Genomic DNA, 19,764 nt, shown 5'->3' on the forward strand with positions numbered 1-19,764 from the left:
TTTAGCCAAGCCTTATAAAAGCTCGGTACTCGTAATATGCACTTCACCATCCACCGCTTGATGATTGCGAATCATGCCTTCAGCAATCTCTTCGAACTTATATTGATGATCCAGAAATAACGTCTCAGCTTCATCTTCATCGTCAGGGTTAGTCAGCTCAAGTAAAGCTGCTTTTGAAACAATACATGCCACCGTTTGATTATCCACAATGGCAAAAAACGTCACATCGTTGTCATTCACCACATAATCACTCGTAAAGTCGATATCCATAACGTCTCCTTGGGTTAATTAAGGTTTCTGAAAATTATTTCGACATAAAACATAGAGAATAAAAGTGACAGATTGTTCCAACCGACGCGTTAACTGATGTTAATCACGATGATTTTTCGCATGCATTCTAAAATCACGTTAAAAAGTGCTTAGGCCAGTCGCTTCCATAAAGCGATAAAGCATACGCGGCCAAAGCCTTTCATCGGCATAGGTGGTGTAGTCGACACTGTAGTTACGATCGTTCAGATTGTTCCAACGCTCTTCAAACCACTGCTCAGCTTGTTGTATAGGTTCAGCATCAGCAGAACCGCGCAGGATCACGTTGGTTTCCAAATTAAGGTTATGCAGATTTCGTCGAGTAAAGTTGGTAGAGCCAAGCAACATCGTTGTTTGGTCATCAACATCACGATGCATCAACCATTTGGCATGACATTGCTCGCCATGAGTATCGCACCACCGGACGGTCACGCCGGCTTGCATCAATTCATGTGCTACCGGACGATTGGGCACACCATTTTTCTCCCGACCAAAAGCGTCCTTATTTGGATCAAGCAATACCCGTAATTTCACGCCCCGCTCAGCTGCTCGTTTCAGAGCTTTCACAATCTGTCGGTCAGACAAATAAAACATCGCCATATCCAGTTGCTCTCCGGGTTTGGCTTTATCAATCAGATCTAAGGCCGCCCGCTCAACAGCCCGTTCAGTGACCACTTGAACAGTAAGCCCGTTGGTTGCCGAATTGGATATTTGCACTAACTCCGGTATCGGAACCAGTTCGCCAGAAAACTTCAACACGGCCGCTTCGCTTTCAAACAAATCCCAGGCTGCATCGCCATGAAAACGTAACGCCACATTGCCGTGCGCACTGCTGCCATCATGAGGGTTAGCTGAGGTAACCAACGCCGTCAGTTCATGAGCGTCATCAGCAATGATCAGTTTGCGATGGTTGGCTTTAAAATTAAGCATCGCAAGATAGCTACGCAGTGAAACTCGACCCTCGCCAAAAGGATTGGGCAACAGCTTACCCTCGCTATTGCCAAAGGGCTGGATAAATAAACGCCAGAAAGCAGAATATGCCGGGTTGCTATCACGCAAACGAGTCAAATCGGTCAAAGTAACTGGAATACCGGCCGCTTCCAGTTGCTCAAAATGCCGGGAAGGAAGCCCGCCATAAACACTGTTAAGCGGATCAGTGATCACCCAGATATCCAGTTCCGGGTAGCGTTGTTTCTGGGCGATTAGTGTATCGGTTAATTCGTCAGATAGATTACGATGCGTCTCAGCTACTTGCCCCTGAAAATCATTGAATAGGAACATATCCACCAGCACCAAACGACGGGCACCGGCAATCATCTCCAGCACGGCATCAAATATTTGCTGATCCATCTGGCGTTCGCCATCAGCATTGGTATATGTCCGGTCAGCCAGAAACTGAACTTCAGTAGCAGATCGCTCCGCGGGCGAAAAATCCAAACCTTGTGGCAACGGTTTATAAACTTGGTAAATCGCAATAACCAATAACCAGAGCACTATTAGAGCGAGCAGCCTCGCTCCTAACCGATGATGGCGATGTGTTCCTTCGTTGGAATTTAACTCTGTCATGGGGTGGTGCTCCTTTTTGCCACTCGCTTACCTAAATCCATTTTAATTGCGTGTTAAACCAAGTTTATTGCCACGCCGATATCACGATAAATCCTGCAAACCCGGTCAAAATGACGCTTGAGAACCGATTGAACAGCTTTAAGTTGTGTTGCCCAGCGACTGATCCCACAAGGTAGCCAAACACTACCCAGCTCAAGCCAATAAACATGATGCTTGCCGCCAAAGCGACAAAATACCAATGCATCTGATTATGGCCAATAGGGATAAGCGTTAAGGCAAACACAAAGGCTTTTGGGTTTAAAAACGTCACTAGAAAGATTTTTTTAAAGGTGATCAGTTCAGCTGTAGCACTGATATGGTCGGCTCGGCGCCACATGCTGATAGCCAAATAAATAATATAGAGGCCAAGGATCACAGCTAGCAGCGGCTGAAACAAAGGAAACTGCTCAATGATCGGTTCAAAAATAATCAGAATCAGCAGAATTGCGCTGAGATAACCCAATAACTCCCCCATCAACAATGGCAAGGATTGACGTACGCCCACCACTGCCCCGGAAGCCCATAACAAAGTATTGGTCGGGCCGGGCGTAACAACAGAATTACAGTGGCAAATAGAAATAAAAGTGGGCTAGTCATCTTTCACATGATAAATCAGCAGGAGCATTCTGTATTAAGAAGTTACTCAAAAATAATTGAGATAACAGGTAATCATTTACAGTTCCTATCTTTAAATGGGTCCCGCTCTCGACAGTTTAGTGTTCAAACTGCATTTAGTGCAGTTCCTGCCACCAAAAAAAGTGCATGACTTTCGCTTGATGCACATTAATAAAGCATAAAAATGTCCTCCGTCCTTGCAGGAAAAAACAATATGCAAACCAAAATATAAATTATCTTATTAAAAATCAGTTTGTTATAGATATTTCATCTTAAGAAAATCCAGCTGAACACATTGGCATATTTAGTGCTCATCCCAATAAAAATCATCATTTTCAGTTAATTGGGAGATAAATCATGCGCTATAAAAGTGTGTTGATGCTTAGCTTGGGCTTACTCGGCTCAATAAGCACCACGTTTAGTTATGCAGAAGATGAGTTCGTCCCTGAAGTATTAACCGTGGAACCGAGCATTGCCCCCGGCCCAAGTATCTTTGTTTTGGATCAAAGTTGGGATGGTGCCAGCTGGGTGCATATTCGATCCGCAGAAGATCTCACATCGATTAAAGGCAGCTTGAGCGCTGGCGTAGTCTCTCAATTTGCCATGAGTAAAGATGGTAAGTCGGCTTACACAGCTTCGGTGTATGCCAAACGAATTATGTCCGGCCCGACAGAATCGGTTTTGGAAGAGTTTGATGCCAAGAGCTTAGTCAAAAAACGTGAAATCATCCTGTCACCGAAAATGGCTCAGTCAGCTCCACAGCTGAGTTACCTTGAATTTTCAGCTGATGGTAAATATGCCTATGTGCAAAATGCCACGCCAGCAACCTCTGTCACTGTGGTGGATATGGAAGCAGGCGAAGTTCTAACTGAAATCCCACATCCTGGTTGTGTGGGCATTTATCCTGCATTAAAAGGTAACCGCTTTAGCAGTTTATGTGGGGATGGTACGGTCACCAGCTATTCTTTTTCTGCAGATGGCAAGGTCAATAATCCGGTTAAAAGTGCCAAAGTATTTGATGCAGATGATGACCCGGTTTATGTGCATGTTTTACGTGTAGATAACGATCTTGTTCTCACCTCTTTCAACGGTAATCTGTACCGCGTTTCTGATGCTGATGAAAAACCTAGTCTGGTTGATAAATTTTCTTATGTAGAAGGCGTTGAAGGTGAATGGGCTCCGGGTGGCGTTGCGGTTATGACGTATAACAAAGCCAATAATGTGGTCTTTATGACAATGCATTCTAAGGCTTATAACGGCAGTCATAAAAATGGTGCTGAAGAAATCTGGACTATAAGCCTCGATAGTAAAAAAGTGGTTTCACGTATGCCGGTTGATATAGAAGACTCCGGTATCTCTTCACTTGCCGTTACCGATGGTAAAGATCCTATTTTATTTGCCCATGACTCTGAACTTGGCGTGGTCTATCGCTTCACCATCGATCCTAAAGCCGACTTTGCAGCCACTCTGCAAGAAGACATTGCCGAAGATGTTGGCCATTACGACATCGTCTGGATTGCTGACAAATGAATGTCGATCAGCTAGTGCATCTGATGGCGATAACCGGCACCACCTTTCTGGTGCTGCTGTTTGTTATTTCCGTATTGCACAAATTATTGGATGTAGATCGCTTTTCCGGTTACGTAAACAATTACGACCTCGTCCCAGAACAATCGGTTAAAGCCACAACTTACGGCCTGATTGGCCTGGAGATTGCCATTAGTTTGGGCTTAATCATTCCTGCCTTTAATGGAATTGCCACTGTGGCAGCCATTGCTCTGTTATCCATCTACGCCCTGGCAATGCTGATTAATATCCGCCGCGGCAATACGCAGATTGAGTGTGGCTGTGGTGGTCCAGTGATGTTTTTATCTTATGACCTGGTGCTCCGGAACGGCCTGATTATATTGATAGCGTTACCGGCGCTGTTCGCCCACCCCACCGACATAAACATGATCGATACCTTCGTATCGGTTAGTTGTGGTGCCTTGCTGTTTCTCATGTTCATCATCGCTGAAAAACTGCTGGCCAACTTCCACCACTCACAAACTTTAAATCGGTAACAACATCATGATTAATACACTCATTTTCCTCGTCGCGCTTCTCTCCATCATCGTGATTGTGCTAACGATTATGGTGTTTGCCATGGCTCGACAAATCGGCATTTTGTTTGAACGGATCTCGCCTATCGGCGCGATGATTAACGATTCTGGCCCACAAATTGGTGCTGCCAGCCCGAGCTTTGATTTAACCAGCTTAAATGGCGGTGACGTTAAGATTGGCTATAAAGGTGATAAAAGCACCCTGGTGTTTTTCTTATCACCGACCTGTCCGATCTGTAACAAGCTGTTACCGGCAATTAAATCGATTCAGAGTGCTGAAGGTAGCTGGCTCAATATCGTGTTAGCCAGCGACGGTGAAGCCACCAAACACCTTGAGTTCATTGAAAAACACGCTATTACCAATTTCCCATACGTGCTGTCTCAGCCGTTAGGCACGACCTATCGTGTTTCACGCCTGCCGTTCGCTGTGTTGCTTAACAGTGAAGGTGTGGTGCTCGCCAAAGGTTTGGTCAACACCCGCGAACAACTCGACAGCTTATTTAATGCAGCAGAAACGGGCTTTGCTTCTATTCAAGAGTTAGCTAAGCAACACACGATTAGTTAAGAAATAACCATTTAGACCAAGGAGACATCCATGTTCACTAAACTTGAAAAAATGCTCCAAATCCTGGATAGCCGTGCAGAAAAGCAAGCCCGTAAAAGTGCAGAGACGCATGGCCGAAGAGGTTTTTTGTCGAAGGTCGGCGGTTTAATGGTAGCCAGTGCGCTGTTTCCTGTATTACCGTTTGATCGCTCAATGGGTAAGGCTTATGCCTCGGATGGCTCCTCGGTATTTGATGAAACTTCCTGCGATTATTGGCGTTACTGCGCGTTAGATGGCACGTTGTGTAATGACTCCGGTGGCACCAACACCTCATGCCCTCCCGGCTCAGATGCCTCAAAAGTCGCCTGGGTAGGCACTTGTCTTAACCCGGATGACGGCAAGGATTACCTGGTTTCTTACAATGATTGCTGTGGTAAAGCGGCTCTAGTCGGTAGCACCTTCTGCTTTACCAGCCAAGATGAACGGCCGGGATATCGGATGGGCCTGCATAACGATATTAACTGGTGTATGGCCAATGACAACAAAGGCTATTACTGCACAGTCGCCCTGCTGGTGGGTATCGTCGATGAATAACAGAAAACACTTTCGGCATGTTGTTGCTTCAGCATTGGTACTGCTCACTACTACGCCAAACATTTGGGCAGCAGAAGTAAGCGGTGCAGACTTGTTTACGAATACCTGCGCTGCATGCCATGGCGATGCTGGCGTCGGCATACCGGGATTGGCACCGCCACTGCAAAACGCTGAGTTATGGCAACGGCTAGGTTCAAAAGGTAATGAATATATTGCTGGCGTCATGACAGCAGGATTGAGCGGGACTATTACGGTTGACGGTATCAAATATCAAGCCATGGTCATGCCGCCCCAATCGATGGTTGAAAGTGAGGAATTGGTCAAAATAGCGGAGTATGTTCTCACCACCTTAAACGGCAGCGACGCATTACCGGATGTTGTCCTTATCGATAAATTGAAAGCCACACCGCTGTCGCACAAAGAGCTGCGTGCGATACGCGAACAAAAGTAATATGACGGGCAAACGCATCAGGTTGTTATGGTGGTTAATGGCGTTAACAGCCATTCCTTCAATTTCACCCGTGCTTGCCGAATCGGCTCGTTACAATGCCACCACAAGCTATATTTTAAAGTGTGCCGGATGTCATGCGATGGATGGCACAGGCTCAGCAGCAGGCGGAATCCCGCCGTTACAGTTAATAAACGTTTTCACCTCTGACACCAAAGGCCGTACCTATCTTATGCATGTGCCGGGCGTAGTCAGCTCTGGCTTAAACTCAACAGAAATCGCCGAAGTGATGAATTACATCGTCGAGCTTTGGGGCGATAAAACCGCCGATTACACACCCTTCACCAAAGAAGAAGTTAACCAACTCCGTGCAGTAGATATTGCTGATGTGGTCAGCTACCGCCGGGAAATTGCTGATCAATACAAACAAGAAGGTAAAACAGTAGCTGACTATCCTTGGCCGTAACTGCTGTTAAAAACTCAAGTTCAGCCTCAGAAATAAGTGATGTTCCGTACCCGTGATGTCACACCGTGCCTTCAACGATCTCGCCAATCCCGGTTTTTCTCTGGCTGCTGGAGAAGTTGAAGTCAAAGAGGTGAAGGAAGGTAGTTGCTACGCTGTCTTTAATGCTCAGCTGGGTTATGACATCACTCAGAAGACCGGCCTGACACTTGCTGTAAATAACTTTACAGATCGTCACTATTATGAACGTATCCGCGGGCTAAACAGCTACAACATTTATGGTGAACCCCGTAGTGTTTCACTTAATCTGAGAGCAGGGTTTTAATTTTAAACAGCGCCCGCGGACATTAACGTGTTCGTGGGTTATTTCTAAATCACAAAAATCAAACTGGCGGCCACACTGCCTTGTTATATGTCACATTCAATTTCGCTTTGGAGTTTTTCAAGCTCATCAAGAATACGTAGAAATTTGGTGCCGAACTCGGTGACCTTATATTCAACACGGGGTGGCGTTTCGTTGTAGTTAACACGCTCCAAAATACCAAACTCTGCATTCTTTCTCAGGCATTCATTGAGCACCTTGGTTGTTAAGCCCTCAACGTTACGAACCATTGCACCAGGCCGGTTGATGCCATTAGCCAGTAGTTGATAAACCGTCAGAGACCACTTGCAACCGTAAATGGTCTCAACCATACGAGCACTTTTTTCGGGGGCTGATTTCCTCAAAAATATTTTTCCCTTTGCTTTCATAAAGATGTACCAAAAAGTACCTAAGGCACCAATTTGTGCCTAATTTTCAATAGTCTACGAATTTCATAACCTATGTCCACACCTTAATATTTACCCGTGGAGGTAATCAGATGGAAAACATGACCAGTCCTTTGGCTTTGATCGTAGGCGGCTCAAGTGGAATGGGTTTAGCAACTGCAAAGCAATTGCTCAAACGCGGCATTCATACACTAATTATTGGTAGCTCATCTTCGAAATTGGAGGCGGCCAAGCATGATCTCTTTGGAATGGGCCACATTAAAACCCTACAGGCAGACTTGTACGAAGCCAGCGATGTTCAACGCATAATTGATTTTGTGGCAAATCACGACCGCCATATTCAATATTTTGTAAATGCAGCGGGCAAGTTCAAACCAACATCCTTTCTTGAACATGAGAGTAAGGATTACGACACTTATCTTGAGCTAAACCGTGCGACATTCTTCATCTCTCAGGCTGTCGCCAAAAACATGGTCGCAAATGGTGGCGGTTCTATTGTGCATGTTGGTTCAATGTGGGCAAAACAAGCTATCAAAGCCACGCCGTCATCAGCTTATTCCATGGCTAAAGCCGGTTTACATGCATTGACACAACATATGGCGATGGAACTGGCTGATAAGAATATCCGGGTCAATGCGGTTTCACCTGCAGTTGTAAAGACTCCAATTTATGAATCCTTCATTGAACCGAGTGAAATCGATGAAACGCTTGCTACATTCGATAGCTTTCATCCGATTGGCAGGATCGGCACTGCCGAAGATGTTGCTCATGCGATTAGCTTCCTGCTCAGCAGTGATGCAAGCTGGGTAACCGGTGCCATTTGGGATGTGGATGGTGGTGTAATTGCTGGACGAAACTAACTCCAGTATGAAAAATGAGCGAAAAATGTGGGTTCAGCGTAATAATTCAAATTCATTCTAAGGTGATTTTGCGTTTTAACCTGGACCCAAATAGTTAACCAAGGAGCCAACTATGACCCAGCCAAGCCGTGTTTTTCTATATGCCGAGCTTCAATTATCCGCACCTTTCACCGAGGAGCTGTGGCAGGAGATCAATCAAGCTATGCATACCGTACCGGGAATGCGAAGCAAAACCTGGTTAAGCGGTATCAATAACCATTCCGTCGGTGGTTTCTACGAATTCGATTCTGTTGAGAGCGCCCGTGCCTATGCGCAAGGCATGTTGGCTGACTTTGCCAAGACTGCAAACACCAGCTTAAGCGTCAAACTGTTTGATGGGGATGTGGTGGCCGAGGCGAGCAAAGATATGAACTCACCCTTCTTCATTAGCTGACAGACATGTCGGTCAATCGAAAACCTGGGGACAGAGTAATAATTCATATCCGTTCTAAGATAATTGAGTTTCGCTCTGCCCTAAATATCACTGTCGTTTATTGCTGCTTCTCTTCTGAAGGTTCTGCTCCGGCAGTGTCCGCTACGTATGCACCGCGTTTGCCCATTGGCTTGTCTTCACCGACCGTGGAGTCGACTTCTGTTTGATGTTCCATCTCGGCATTTATCTCGGCTCCCAGCAGCACGACAAAGGCCGTGATATAAAACCACAAGATGAGAACGATCACGCTGCCAATAGCACCGTAGGTTTCATTGTAATTAGAAAAATTCTGCACATAGACAGTAAAACCGAAAGAAGCCAAAAGCCATAGCATGGTCGCAATGACCGCGCCTACACTGACCCAGCGCCATTTTGCATTTTTTCTATTGGGTGCGTAGCGGTAAATGCACTCAAGTACGAGAATGAATATCATCGCCAGAATTGGCCAACGTAATGTTCTCAACAAGGTTTCCAACGTTTCGCCCAAGGGGATCATGCTAAGAAGGATGGGCAACAAAATGGCGAGTAACGCTAAAACCACAACACTGAAAATACCTACCACCGTAAATAAAAGCGACACCAGCATCAGGTTCCAAAACGGGCGCTTTTCATGTTCTTTGTAAATAATATTGCACGCCTTAATGAGCGCCATCGCGGCTTTGCGCGCCACCCAAAGCCACACTAGCAGCGATACGACCAGCGTTAAGTTAAAGGCAGCTCCATCAGTATCCGTTAGCTTGGTAAGTTGATCGGTAAAGATATCAAATGCCTGTTCGGGCAATAGTTGCCGAAACGGTTCCACTTGGGAAATGATGTTTACAGGTGACGAAAAAAGTCCAAAAAGCGAAACGGCTACATTCAACGCCGGAAAGACTGACAACATCATAAATAACGCTACGCCAGCTGCGAGAAGTGAAATATCGTGTTGATTCACATTGTTGATGACTCGGCGGCTAATTTCCCACCATCCTCGCCAAGAGATTTCAGTCGGGTTGCTGGCTCGTCGCCCGCGTTTATCGTCAGACGATGTTTCTGCTTGATGCGGCGTGATGTCATCTTTTGGCATAACGCTCCTTTTTTGCTGACATCTTATAGATTGGTAGTGATTATTTACTTCTACCTTGTTAAATCAAGTTGGCTGACCCCTTGATAGTGGCCGAATGAAAATCAAGTTTGCATCCTTGACTGGGTAGACTACTGTCCATCCCTCATCGACTATATCTATTAGGTAAGCTTACGGCTACACCGAAAGCGTAAGCCTCAAATGGAAAAGGTGCGTCTGGCTCCAGCCAAACCGAACCACCTTGCCCCAAGACTTCATGTAATAAATTTAATATCCGAGCGTTAGCCAGGCACAGTGATTGAAAAGCCGAATTGGAGCGTGCAGGCAGTAAGTTCGAGTGAAGAGGCTCCAGCGAGGCCGGGCAAAGCCATTCGTCCGGATATTCGGAATCCTTAAAAGGGCGCCCAATCTGAATGGTGACCTCACGCAGAGGTTCGTTTGGCAACTGTACGAATACTTTATCTATTGCTATTGGATCTTTCATGAATATACCCATAACAGTCTGTTAAAAGAAACCAAAAGGGTCAGATAAAATTTCAATTTGATCTGACCCTTTTGATCCCTCACAGGAACCGATTGTCAGAGATCACCAAAATACTCTGAAAACATACTCATCTCTAACTGCAAAGGAGGAGATCCAGGATTCAAATGTTCTTTGATTTCGCTCCATACTTTGTCTATATCAACCAAATCAGAGTCTGTAAAATGAAAAATCGGAATCTTAAACTTCTTGAAATAATCACGGATCTTTTTCATTTCGCGCTCAAAATTAGCTAGCGCTTCTTTGTTAAGCTTGATTAGAGTCTTGTCCTTTCCAGTAAGCTTCCCGTGAGTTGACCATGGGGATATCTCGAATCCAATTTTTTCCATAGTGAATGGATTGACAGTAAAAAAATCCAGTCTATATACGTGCTTTCTCCCTGATCCGTCATAACGGAGCTCTGGTATAAGAAGAGGAACATCTTCTGGTTTTTTAGACGCTTTAACATACTCTATGTAATTTGATGCTATAGCTTTTTGATAACTAGATTTCGTAAGCCTGACCTGCGCTTTGAAAAAATTAAGGTATTCATTAACGCTATCAAACACATATATTTCAGGATCATCAGGTGCACATAGCCCTGTTTTCAAAACATGGCCGATGGTCCAATATTTGAAAGATACGGTTCTGATTTCTGATTTATCATTTTCCCATTCGCTTCCATTCCAACGCGGAGTGACGAAAAGCCCATAATGCGCATCGTTTACGCCAAACCAAATTTCTGAATCGTCGACATGCGGCCGAGCTCTATGCAGTTCATTATAATGTTTGAGAAAACTTCTCTTTAAAAATATATGTACATACTTTCTAAAGTTCTTATTCTTGGAATTTTCAAGTAGCTTTTGAATGTCTGATTTGAAAGGATTTTCAAACGATTTCATCCCTTGTAGCCACTTATGGATGTAATCCTCTGGAGTAGTAATTACGTCATGTTTCAGATCTAAAAAATCGTCAGCTCTGTGGCCGATAAACGCATTTATCGAAGCTTCACTTTCTTTCTCGGACTCAGCGAGCGCTTCTGGCAATATAGAACGTAGCTGTTCTTTCATCGCCTGTATCGACTTATTCCTAGCCGTAACATTCGGGTCTCTGGCTGCCATATTAATGATGCCTGTGCCTTTCTCTAACGCCTAAAGAAGCCGCATATATGCGTCGGCTTGCTTTATTTGTTATGTTTTTAATTCCTGCGGCCAATGCTACTAAACTTTGGATTTTCATAGTAAACCTCATTAAATGCTTCGTAGCATTTAGTGTAAATGGCACAATCGTCTTCTTTTTTGTAGTCATCGAACCAGACTGAATATTTCTCTGCAATCCAATAGTGGTACTGAGAAACTAATAGAAACAGGTGGTAGAAGCTAACATAGCTGTTTTCACTGAACTCTGGGAAGACTGTAGTGAACCAACCGTTCTCAAACTCTTTTCTCCCAAGTAGTTCCATTTTGTCAGAAACCGATGAGTGAGCCAGTTCCGTATAGTCTGTATAGAGCCTGTTAAGATCAAATTCTAAATGTTTTACTTTTGGAGTTTTCTTAAGAAGCTTTGAGAGCTCAATTTTACTATCCAATTCCACCAGTCTGCTTACAAGCTCAAGCTGCTTTCTGAATAGTACTGACGCATCCACAAGCTCATTGCAAACTATTAAATCATATAGAATGAAATGTGTTCTGGTAAAAGAGACGATTAGTTTGCTGAAATAGTCGCCGTTCTCTATATGACTCCAAGATTTGCCGCTTACAAAGAACATATGCCTCGCAACGGTCTCATTGAGCGTTATGATGAGCTCATTTGCACTTTCGTGCAGAGACAGGAAATCATGCCTCGCCTTAGAGCGAAAAGCTTCTCTGGTCACCTCGTATTTATGGGCCTGTGATTTGAAATCTTCAGTCACCGTAGCGAATTCTCAAGGAAAAATAACAGTCAGTTAATGATGTCTGCGACATAATAATTTAACGTGAATCATAATTATTTTTTCAATTTCATCTGACTTTATTAACTAATTGAAATCAAATATCTTATTTTCTCCGACTATACCCGAAAAAATTAATCGTGAATCATTCACGATTAATTATTAGTGATTTGGAGCAGATACTTGCTTTATTCCAATCATCACAACTACTCGCACCAGTCACAGAATCACAAATCTCGTTTTGTATTTATGATTCGCCATCGTTAAATTTAAGCTTCATTAAAATCCAAAATCGCAGGGAGCGAATCATGGCAATTAAGGACTGGCCGGCAGATGAACGGCCGCGTGAAAAACTTCTTCAAGCTGGGGCGGCAGCATTATCGGATGCTGAGTTGTTGGCTATCTTTCTTCGAACGGGTGTTACCGGAATTTCGGCTGTGGATTTAGCTCGAAAACTGCTTGCTGATTTTGGTGGCTTAAGAGCATTGCTGGAGGCAGACCATCACACCTTTTGTCAGCAACATGGTTTGGGGACAGCGAAGTTTGTACAGTTACAGGCCGTGTTGGAAATGAGTCGTCGGCATCTTGAGTCAACTCTGACTCGGGGCAATGCCTTTACCGATGCTGCTACCACCCGACTTTATCTGCAACGTCAGTTACGGCATTTTCCCCATGAAGTATTTGCCTGTTTGTTTCTCGATACTCGGCATCGGCTGATCAGTTTTGAGCCATTGTTTCGTGGCACGATTGATGGGGCTAGTGTGTATCCGCGTGAAGTGGTGAAGCAGGCGTTAAAACATAATGCTGCTGCAGTGATTTTTGCTCATAACCATCCTTCTGGTGTGGCGGAGCCGAGTCAGTCGGATATTCAAATCACCAAGCGTTTACGCAGTGCTTTGGAGCTGGTGGATATTCGGGTTCTGGATCATATTATTGTTGGTGATGCTGAAACCACTTCACTGGCTGAATTGGGACATTGTTAGAGCAAGTCGATTGAAAATAAGGCTTTTGCCACACCATTAATGCATATCACCCATTTTTGTTGGCACACAGATCGTTATGCTTTTGAAATTGTAAAACCAACCATTCATAAGACGTGACCAACATTATGACGATAACCAAAACACTTAAACCGATCAGCATTGCGCTTGCCGTAATTTATGCCAATGGCGCTTATGCCCAAACTTCAAATTTGTTGGATGATGCCAGTCTCAGTTTGGGCAGTATGGTGGTGTCATCGGACAATAACGGCCCACTGACATCTCGTAATCTATCAACATCGGTTGATGTATTAAGCCAAGATCGCATTGAAAATCAAAATGTGAATTACACTTGGCAACTGTTTGATCAAATGCCCGGCGTGATGCTTACACAATATGGGATGGGAAATGAATCCGGTAAAATTTCATTTCGGGGCTTTAATGGTGAAGGTGAAATCAATGCGGTCAAACTGCTGATTGATGGTGTTCCGAGTAACCAGAACTCAGGCAATATGCCTTATCTGGAATTACTGACACCACTTGAGATTGAGAGTATTGAAGTTGTTCGCGGAACTAATGACCCACGTTATGGATTGCACAACATTGCTGGGAACGCCGACATACTGACCCAGCAAGGTGGCAACTATAATAAAGGACGAGTCAGCTACGGCAGCTTTGACACACGTCATGTTCAGTTTGTCAGTGGTATCGAAAACAATGGTTTTTCACAAAACTATGCCATCAGTTATCTGAATTCAAATCGTTACCGTGATCATAGTGATATCGAAAAAAGCACCTTTTCAGGTAAATGGTTTTATACCCCGGAAAGCGGCCGTGCTCAGATTGGTTTTATCGCCCGCCATGGTCAGGCTAATGCTGAAGAAGCAGGTTATTTAACCCGTTTTGAAGCACGTGATGATCCAGAACAATCCCGTCCTCACAACGCTCCTGATGGCGGGGATCGCTCTATGAATCAATTCAGTGCACATCTGGATGTTGATCTCAGCGATAACTTGTTCTGGAATACCAAAGCCTATCTGAATCAACTTGATGAATATCGCTATGTGACCTTTGCCGCAGGTGGCAATCATAATGAACGCATCACCCAGGAAGATCATAAAGGCGCTTTAAGCTCGTTAACCTGGCGACCTGAAGTGAGTTGGGCGCATGAGTTTGCCTTGGTGGGGGGATTGAGTGCCGAGTTTCAAGATAATGAAAGTCGCCGTTATATCGTCGATGATTTTAGAAACCGTAATTCTCAGACTCGCGATCAAAAATTCGATTTTGATATCTACGGCGGCTTTGTTCAGGCGATTTACAAACCGACCGAAAAGTTAAAACTGGTACCGGCTTATCGCGTGGATACGGTTCGCGGCAGCTTGAACGATGCCGGTGTGCGCCGTGATATAAATGATTATGGCAATATCAGTCAGCCAAAATTCAGTGCTGTGTATTCACTGACGGACCGTTATGCGGTTTATGGTAATTGGGGTAAAACCTTTCAAGTAGCTTCAGGTGCCGCCAGCTATCAAAAAAATGTTTTCTCCGATGATTTGGATGCGTCTATTAACGAAGGCTGGGAGATTGGGCTGAAATTTACCCCCACCGACTGGTTAAATGGTCGAGTTGCTGTCTGGCAGCAGGTTGCCTCGGGAGAGTTCAAAACAAAGTTAGGTGATGCTAATAATGACAGTGAAAATATTGGTAAAACCGAACGTCGTGGCGTTGATGTTCAATTTAATGCACAAGCCACCGAAAAATTAGGTGTATGGTTTGCCGCCGCATTTCAGGATTCGGAAATCCTGAAAGCGGGCTCAGATAAACCTAATTCCAAAGGCAATGAAATTGATCATGTGCCGAGCTATTTAATTGATGCCGGTATCGATTATCAGGCGAACCCAAAACTGAAGCTGTCCAGTTGGGTCAGCGCACAAGATGATTACTATCTAACCGTTGACAATGACACACGAAAATTTGGCCAATATGTTTTAGTCAACGCTTCGGCCAGTTATGCACTCACTGACAAAGTAAAACTGGGATTGGAACTGAAAAATATATTTGACCGATATTATGAATATGTTTGGTTAAATACCGAAAGCATGCACTCCCCAGGCGATGGACGTGCCGTGTATGGCTCAGTTCAGGTAGACTTCTAGCCCATTACTTTTTTGGTTGATTCGCTGTCACTATTCGGCAGCGAATCAATAACGTCATTCGGATAAACCTCACCATGAAAAACGCCCGCCGAACCTGGCTGAGCATTCATTTATATCTCGGTCTGAGTATCGGTGCTTTGCTGGTATTGCTGGGGCTGACTGGCAGTATTCTGGTGTTTTATCTGGAAATCGATCAGATCATCAATCCGCAGATTGAACCCACCAGCGTTCCTTACGAAATGCCAGCACAACAGGACATTCTTGATGCCCTGCAACAGGCGCATCCGACTCGTACCGATCCGTGGCGTATCGAACAGCCAATGCACAATGACTGGCCGATTATGGCGCGTTATTACACGCCGGTTGAGTCCGATGGAAAACACTTTTCCCCATTAATGTTGACGGTTGACCCTGTGACGCTTGAAGTCACCAGCTCCCGTTTTTGGGGCGATTATGCAATGACCTGGATTTACGATTTGCATTACAGTCTGCTGTTGGAAAAACCCGGCAAGATCGCCATTGGCATTATCGGGCTGATTTCTTTAATTTCGTTTATTTCCGGGATTTGGCTGTGGTGGCCGGGTTGGGCAGGGTTGAAACATGCTTTAAAACCTCAGCTTCGAACTGGTAAAGCACGACTCAATTACGATCTGCATGTGCTGGCGGGCAGTTATGGATTAGTGTTTTTGCTGATTTTAAGTCTGACCGGGGCGGCACTCGCCCTGCCTGATGAAACGGCCATGTTGGTGAAGCCATTTTCTGATCTAACCAGCTCACCGAAAATTGCATTAAATCATTCAGAGAATGCGTCGCGGATTACTGCTGATCAAGCGGTCGAAATCGCCAGACAACAATTTCCCCAAGCTGAATTACGCTGGGTGGAAACACCCGGATTGAATAACCAGAAAGCCTGGCGAATTGCCATGTATCAAGACGGGGAACCGAGCCGACGTTTTCCCCGAACTCAGGTGTGGATTGATCCCTTAACTGGAGAAACTCTGGCGCTTCGTGACACCAAACATGACACCGGAGGTGATGTATTAATGCATTGGTTACATCCGCTGCATAACGGCGAAGTGTTTGGCATGACTGGCCGAATTCTGGTGTTTATTGCTGGATTTTTGCCATTGATATTATTTGTAACCGGCTTGATCCGCTGGTTACAAAAACGTCGGGCCAGGCGACTGGTGACCAGTCGCCATTCGGCTTAACAGTTTTTTAATCCGCATCAAACGGTTTTTCGGAATACACCTTATTGCCGGTGATCATGCCTGACGTCAGGCCACTGCCCTCTTTCTTCTCGGCTCTGATAACCGCTGCAATATGCACTAAAACTGAGATTATCAGCAGATAAAAAAAGTAAGTGTGCCAGCTGCGATACGGGGTACGGAAATCACGCATTTCCTGATAAGCCTCAGGGTTGATACCAGTTTCCCGATCACCCGGCACAATCAACGCCATGGAAGCTTCATCTTGTGCTACCCAGGCTTTTATTTGCGAACCAAACGGTGGCATATACAGATCGGTGCTGCCCAATACCAGGCCAGTGATACTTTGTGCTGTCATCAAAAACAACATCACCATAACGCTCCAGCGGCCTAGCGGGTTATGACCGAGGAAATTGAGTTTACGTTTGGTTTTGCCAGCTTCACGATAAGCCGCGTATTGCGCTTTATAAACCCTACCGAATGGCAAAATGGCTTTCCATCTGGCAAAGCGATTGCCACGGAAAGCCCAAACAATACGCATCACAATGTTCAAGAAAAACACATAGCCAATCCAGATGTGGATGGCTTTTAACAACACTTTATCTTCACCCGATATGCCTAAGTCGCGGCTGAACATCATTACCAAACCTAAGGCAACCATCGGGATAAACGTCAACACCGCCACCCAATGAAAGATCCTGACCGGTCTATCCCAAACTCGATAAGATTTTAAGTTTTGTTGTGTCATGCTGTAGTCCTTGAATTTACTCTCTTACGCTTAGGCTAAACCCATATTCTTAATAAAAACTTAAGGCATGTTCAATGCACCATGCAGCGTATTGTTTACTCGTTAACTCGGCAATAGTCCCCTTTCCACTCGTGCAGAAACGGGGTGATTTTTTCATGCAATTCCAGATGTTGTTGCCACCAGTTTCTCAGACAAATCAGTAATGTCGTTGGATCTTCCTCGGAAATGCCTTGTAGATAGCAGGCATCAAAGTCTCTTAAGGTTTTGGCTGATTCTGCTTTATATTGCTTCATTAATGGGCATTCTAGTGCTTCTAGAATTCCCTGTTCGGTCATGAAATGAAAATTCAGATAGTTTTTCAGAATCTGCACCGTCGGCTTTAACTGATTTAGTGAAAGCCCTTGCTGGATAAAGTAATGCAGGGAATTGATGATCGCGACAGCACCTCGGTGCTGTTCATCAATGATCGATTCGTGTTGCAGAAACTTGTCCTGCCAGACGATATATAACGGTTTTTGGGCTTTTTCAATCATACGGCTATCGGCGCTTTAATATGGGCCTGCGCTTCATAACCAACGATTTCAAAATCATCAAAACGATAGTCAAAAATAGAGTCGGGTTTACGATGAATTTTCAATTGAGGTAAGGGACCCGGAGTGCGTTGTAATTGCGTTTCAACCTGCTCGAAATGATTGCTGTATATGTGGGCATCACCAATGCTGAGAACGATTTCACCGACATCCAAATCACATTGCTGGGCCAGCATATGCGTTAAAAACGCCAGTGAAGCGGTGTTATAAGGGTTGCCCAGAAACAAATCGTTTGAACGAATATATAAAGACGCGCTGAGCTTACCGTTGGCCACATAAAACTGATACAAAACATGGCATGGTGGCAGAGCCATTTTTCCAGCGGCGGCATTTTCCCAAGGTTTTTGTTTTTCGTCCGGTAACAATGCGACATTCCAGCCGTTGATAATATGGCGGCGACTGTCGGGATTGTTTTTCAAGCTTTCGACTAATGCTGAAATCTGATCATATTTTTGACCATCAGCACCTTGCCAGTTACGCCATTGTGCACCGTAAACCGGGCCGAGTTCACCTTCAGGTGTCGCCCACTCATCCCAAATCGATACACCATTTTCTTTAAGATAACGGATATTGGTCTCACCACTAAGAAACCATAAGAGTTCATGAAGAATACTGCGAATATGCAGTTTTTTGGTGGTGAGTAAAGGAAAGCCTTCGGCTAAATCGTAACGCACTTGTCGACCAAATACTGAGCGGGCACCAGTGCCGGTGCGATCGCCTTTATCTACACCGTTATCCATTACATCACGGAGTAATTCGAGATACTGTTTCATGCCTGTTTTCTCATTTGTTGCAGTGCCGCTACTGTAAACCAAAAGTGCTTTTGACGCACGGTTGAGAGAGCTATCGGTTTTCGTCAGAGAGGCCGTATTTCTGCATGCGATAAAGCAGCGTATCGCGGGTAATACCTAATAATCTGGCGGCTTTGGAGCGGTTGCCAGCGGCCATTTCCAAAGCTTGTTCGATCAAATCCAGTTCCAACTGCGACAGATCAATGCCTTCTGGGGGAATTGTAAATTGCTGTGGAGTTGAGAATGCTTTCTGCTGCATCTCTGCTGGCAGATCTTTTAGCTGCACCATAATGCCCGGCTGCAATAAACTGAGGCGCTGACAAAAGTTGGATAATTCGCGGACATTGCCCGGCCAGCTGTAACGCTGCAATTGTTGGATAACATCTTTGGCAAAACGTAAGGGCGCATTACTGCCAGCAAATTGCTTGGCAAAATAATTCAACAGCAACGGAATATCTTCACTGCGTTGCTTCAACACCGGCAATTCGATTGGCACCACTTGCAAGCGATAATAAAGGTCGGCACGAAATCGACCAGCTTTTACTTCGGCAGGTAAGTCCACACTGGACGCCGCCAGAATCCGTGCATCGATAAGATGTAATTTATGGCTACCGGCTAACTGACATTCGCCTGCTTCGAGAAACCGTAATACTTTGGCCTGCACGCTTAATGGTAAGGCATCGACTTCATCCAGAAAGACTGAACTACCTTGAGCCGCCAGCAATCTTCCTGGCTCAATTACCTCACCATTTGCATTAGCCCGACCAAACAAGTCCACTTCGGTATCTTGAGCCGGTAACGCAGCACAATTAATGGTTACCATCGGTTTATCAGCACGACGACTTAATTGATGCAGACGTTGGGCAACCAGTTCTTTACCGGTGCCGGTCTCTCCGCAAATCAATACGCTGGCATCACTTAACGCAATCATCGGCAACACACGCTGCAAATGCGTGATTTGCGGTGAATGACCAATCATTTCTGTCGTCATGTTGGCACGC

Annotated in this window: 23 protein-coding genes; 12 read left to right on the top strand and 11 right to left on the bottom strand. The window is 44.9% G+C overall.

Annotated features, from left to right (window positions below; translation table 11 throughout):
- Positions 1-12 precede the first annotated feature (12 nt).
- The 3 genes from A9E74_RS00490 to A9E74_RS00500 form a co-directional block, all read right to left on the bottom strand.
- Complete coding sequence (locus A9E74_RS00490) at positions 13-270, bottom strand: DUF1488 family protein (protein ID WP_069294714.1); 258 nt, start codon at positions 268-270, stop codon at positions 13-15.
- Positions 271-408: 138 nt separating this feature from the next.
- On the bottom strand, positions 409-1,872 hold the full coding sequence (locus A9E74_RS00495) for a phospholipase D family protein (RefSeq protein WP_069294715.1): 1,464 nt from the start codon (positions 1,870-1,872) through the stop codon (positions 409-411).
- A gap of 64 nt (positions 1,873-1,936) precedes the next feature.
- Entirely contained in the window at positions 1,937-2,491 is a 555-nt protein-coding gene (locus A9E74_RS00500) for a LysE family transporter (RefSeq protein WP_084002784.1), read from the bottom strand.
- Between the two features lie 392 nt (positions 2,492-2,883).
- Here A9E74_RS00500 and A9E74_RS00505 point away from each other — a divergent pair, with 392 nt between their 5' ends.
- The 7 genes from A9E74_RS00505 to A9E74_RS00535 are packed head-to-tail and all read left to right on the top strand — an operon-like array spanning position 2,884 to position 7,002.
- The gene (locus A9E74_RS00505; protein WP_069294717.1) at positions 2,884-4,056 is read left to right on the top strand and encodes an amine dehydrogenase large subunit; all 1,173 of its coding nucleotides are present in this window, start codon (positions 2,884-2,886) and stop codon (positions 4,054-4,056) included.
- A complete protein-coding gene (locus A9E74_RS00510; protein WP_069294718.1) occupies positions 4,053-4,589 on the top strand; it encodes a MauE/DoxX family redox-associated membrane protein in 537 nt (178 codons plus the stop codon). Before A9E74_RS00505 ends, A9E74_RS00510 begins: the two co-directional genes overlap by 4 nt.
- Positions 4,590-4,596: 7 nt before the next feature.
- Positions 4,597-5,193 (top strand): methylamine dehydrogenase accessory protein MauD, encoded by a 597-nt coding sequence (gene mauD / locus A9E74_RS00515; protein ID WP_069294719.1) that lies wholly within the window; start codon positions 4,597-4,599, stop codon positions 5,191-5,193.
- A 30-nt stretch (positions 5,194-5,223) separates the two neighbouring features.
- Positions 5,224-5,766 carry a methylamine dehydrogenase light chain gene (locus tag A9E74_RS00520; RefSeq protein ID WP_069294720.1) on the top strand — a complete coding sequence of 181 codons (543 nt, stop codon included), beginning with the start codon at positions 5,224-5,226 and terminating at the stop codon, positions 5,764-5,766.
- Positions 5,759-6,217 carry a c-type cytochrome gene (locus tag A9E74_RS00525; protein ID WP_069294721.1) on the top strand — a complete coding sequence of 153 codons (459 nt, stop codon included), beginning with the start codon at positions 5,759-5,761 and terminating at the stop codon, positions 6,215-6,217. The genes A9E74_RS00520 and A9E74_RS00525 overlap by 8 nt, the downstream gene beginning before the upstream one ends.
- The gene (locus A9E74_RS14460; RefSeq protein WP_218104265.1) at positions 6,195-6,680 is read left to right on the top strand and encodes a c-type cytochrome; all 486 of its coding nucleotides are present in this window, start codon (positions 6,195-6,197) and stop codon (positions 6,678-6,680) included. The genes A9E74_RS00525 and A9E74_RS14460 overlap by 23 nt, the downstream gene beginning before the upstream one ends.
- Positions 6,681-6,735: 55 nt before the next feature.
- Positions 6,736-7,002 carry a TonB-dependent receptor gene (locus tag A9E74_RS00535; protein ID WP_069294722.1) on the top strand — a complete coding sequence of 89 codons (267 nt, stop codon included), beginning with the start codon at positions 6,736-6,738 and terminating at the stop codon, positions 7,000-7,002.
- An 83-nt stretch (positions 7,003-7,085) separates the two neighbouring features.
- Here the strand turns inward: A9E74_RS00535 and A9E74_RS00540 are convergent, their stop codons facing one another.
- Complete coding sequence (locus A9E74_RS00540; protein ID WP_218104266.1) at positions 7,086-7,370, bottom strand: winged helix-turn-helix transcriptional regulator; 285 nt, start codon at positions 7,368-7,370, stop codon at positions 7,086-7,088.
- A 167-nt stretch (positions 7,371-7,537) separates the two neighbouring features.
- On the opposite strand from A9E74_RS00540, the gene A9E74_RS00545 reads away from it, so the two are divergent.
- Both A9E74_RS00545 and A9E74_RS00550 read left to right on the top strand, forming a co-directional pair.
- Positions 7,538-8,305 (top strand): SDR family NAD(P)-dependent oxidoreductase, encoded by a 768-nt coding sequence (locus A9E74_RS00545; protein ID WP_069294724.1) that lies wholly within the window; start codon positions 7,538-7,540, stop codon positions 8,303-8,305.
- A 112-nt stretch (positions 8,306-8,417) separates the two neighbouring features.
- Positions 8,418-8,738, top strand: a complete 321-nt coding sequence (locus A9E74_RS00550; protein WP_069294725.1) for a YdhR family protein — start codon at positions 8,418-8,420, stop codon at positions 8,736-8,738.
- Between the two features lie 97 nt (positions 8,739-8,835).
- Here A9E74_RS00550 and A9E74_RS00555 read toward each other — a convergent pair whose 3' ends face one another.
- The 3 genes from A9E74_RS00555 to A9E74_RS00570 all read right to left on the bottom strand — a co-directional run bounded on the left by A9E74_RS00555 (position 8,836) and on the right by A9E74_RS00570 (position 12,272).
- Positions 8,836-9,843 (bottom strand): YihY/virulence factor BrkB family protein, encoded by a 1,008-nt coding sequence (locus A9E74_RS00555; protein WP_069294726.1) that lies wholly within the window; start codon positions 9,841-9,843, stop codon positions 8,836-8,838.
- 576 nt (positions 9,844-10,419) lie between these two features.
- On the bottom strand, positions 10,420-11,481 hold the full coding sequence (locus tag A9E74_RS00565) for a hypothetical protein (protein WP_069294728.1): 1,062 nt from the start codon (positions 11,479-11,481) through the stop codon (positions 10,420-10,422).
- 77 nt (positions 11,482-11,558) lie between these two features.
- Positions 11,559-12,272 carry a hypothetical protein gene (locus A9E74_RS00570; RefSeq protein WP_069294729.1) on the bottom strand — a complete coding sequence of 238 codons (714 nt, stop codon included), beginning with the start codon at positions 12,270-12,272 and terminating at the stop codon, positions 11,559-11,561.
- Positions 12,273-12,598: 326 nt separating this feature from the next.
- Between A9E74_RS00570 and radC the strand changes: the two genes are divergently transcribed.
- The 3 genes from radC (at position 12,599) to A9E74_RS00585 (ending at position 16,637) form a co-directional block, all read left to right on the top strand.
- Complete coding sequence (gene radC / locus A9E74_RS00575; RefSeq protein WP_069294730.1) at positions 12,599-13,273, top strand: RadC family protein; 675 nt, start codon at positions 12,599-12,601, stop codon at positions 13,271-13,273.
- A 125-nt stretch (positions 13,274-13,398) separates the two neighbouring features.
- Positions 13,399-15,426 (top strand): TonB-dependent receptor, encoded by a 2,028-nt coding sequence (locus A9E74_RS00580; RefSeq protein WP_069294731.1) that lies wholly within the window; start codon positions 13,399-13,401, stop codon positions 15,424-15,426.
- 74 nt (positions 15,427-15,500) lie between these two features.
- On the top strand, positions 15,501-16,637 hold the full coding sequence (locus A9E74_RS00585) for a PepSY-associated TM helix domain-containing protein (protein WP_069294732.1): 1,137 nt from the start codon (positions 15,501-15,503) through the stop codon (positions 16,635-16,637).
- 7 nt (positions 16,638-16,644) lie between these two features.
- Here A9E74_RS00585 and A9E74_RS00590 read toward each other — a convergent pair whose 3' ends face one another.
- From A9E74_RS00590 to A9E74_RS00605, 4 genes are all read right to left on the bottom strand, one after another.
- Complete coding sequence (locus A9E74_RS00590) at positions 16,645-17,382, bottom strand: cytochrome b/b6 domain-containing protein (protein ID WP_069294733.1); 738 nt, start codon at positions 17,380-17,382, stop codon at positions 16,645-16,647.
- 95 nt (positions 17,383-17,477) lie between these two features.
- Positions 17,478-17,915 (bottom strand): hemerythrin domain-containing protein, encoded by a 438-nt coding sequence (locus A9E74_RS00595; RefSeq protein WP_069294734.1) that lies wholly within the window; start codon positions 17,913-17,915, stop codon positions 17,478-17,480.
- Positions 17,912-18,745 (bottom strand): thymidylate synthase, encoded by an 834-nt coding sequence (locus tag A9E74_RS00600; protein ID WP_069294735.1) that lies wholly within the window; start codon positions 18,743-18,745, stop codon positions 17,912-17,914. The genes A9E74_RS00595 and A9E74_RS00600 overlap by 4 nt, the downstream gene beginning before the upstream one ends.
- A gap of 70 nt (positions 18,746-18,815) precedes the next feature.
- On the bottom strand, positions 18,816-19,754 hold the full coding sequence (locus A9E74_RS00605; RefSeq protein WP_069294736.1) for a sigma 54-interacting transcriptional regulator: 939 nt from the start codon (positions 19,752-19,754) through the stop codon (positions 18,816-18,818).
- Positions 19,755-19,764: the final 10 nt, after the last annotated feature.

It is taken from the genome of Methylophaga muralis (genome assembly GCF_001720165.1).
Classification (GTDB): domain Bacteria; phylum Pseudomonadota; class Gammaproteobacteria; order Nitrosococcales; family Methylophagaceae; genus Methylophaga; species Methylophaga muralis.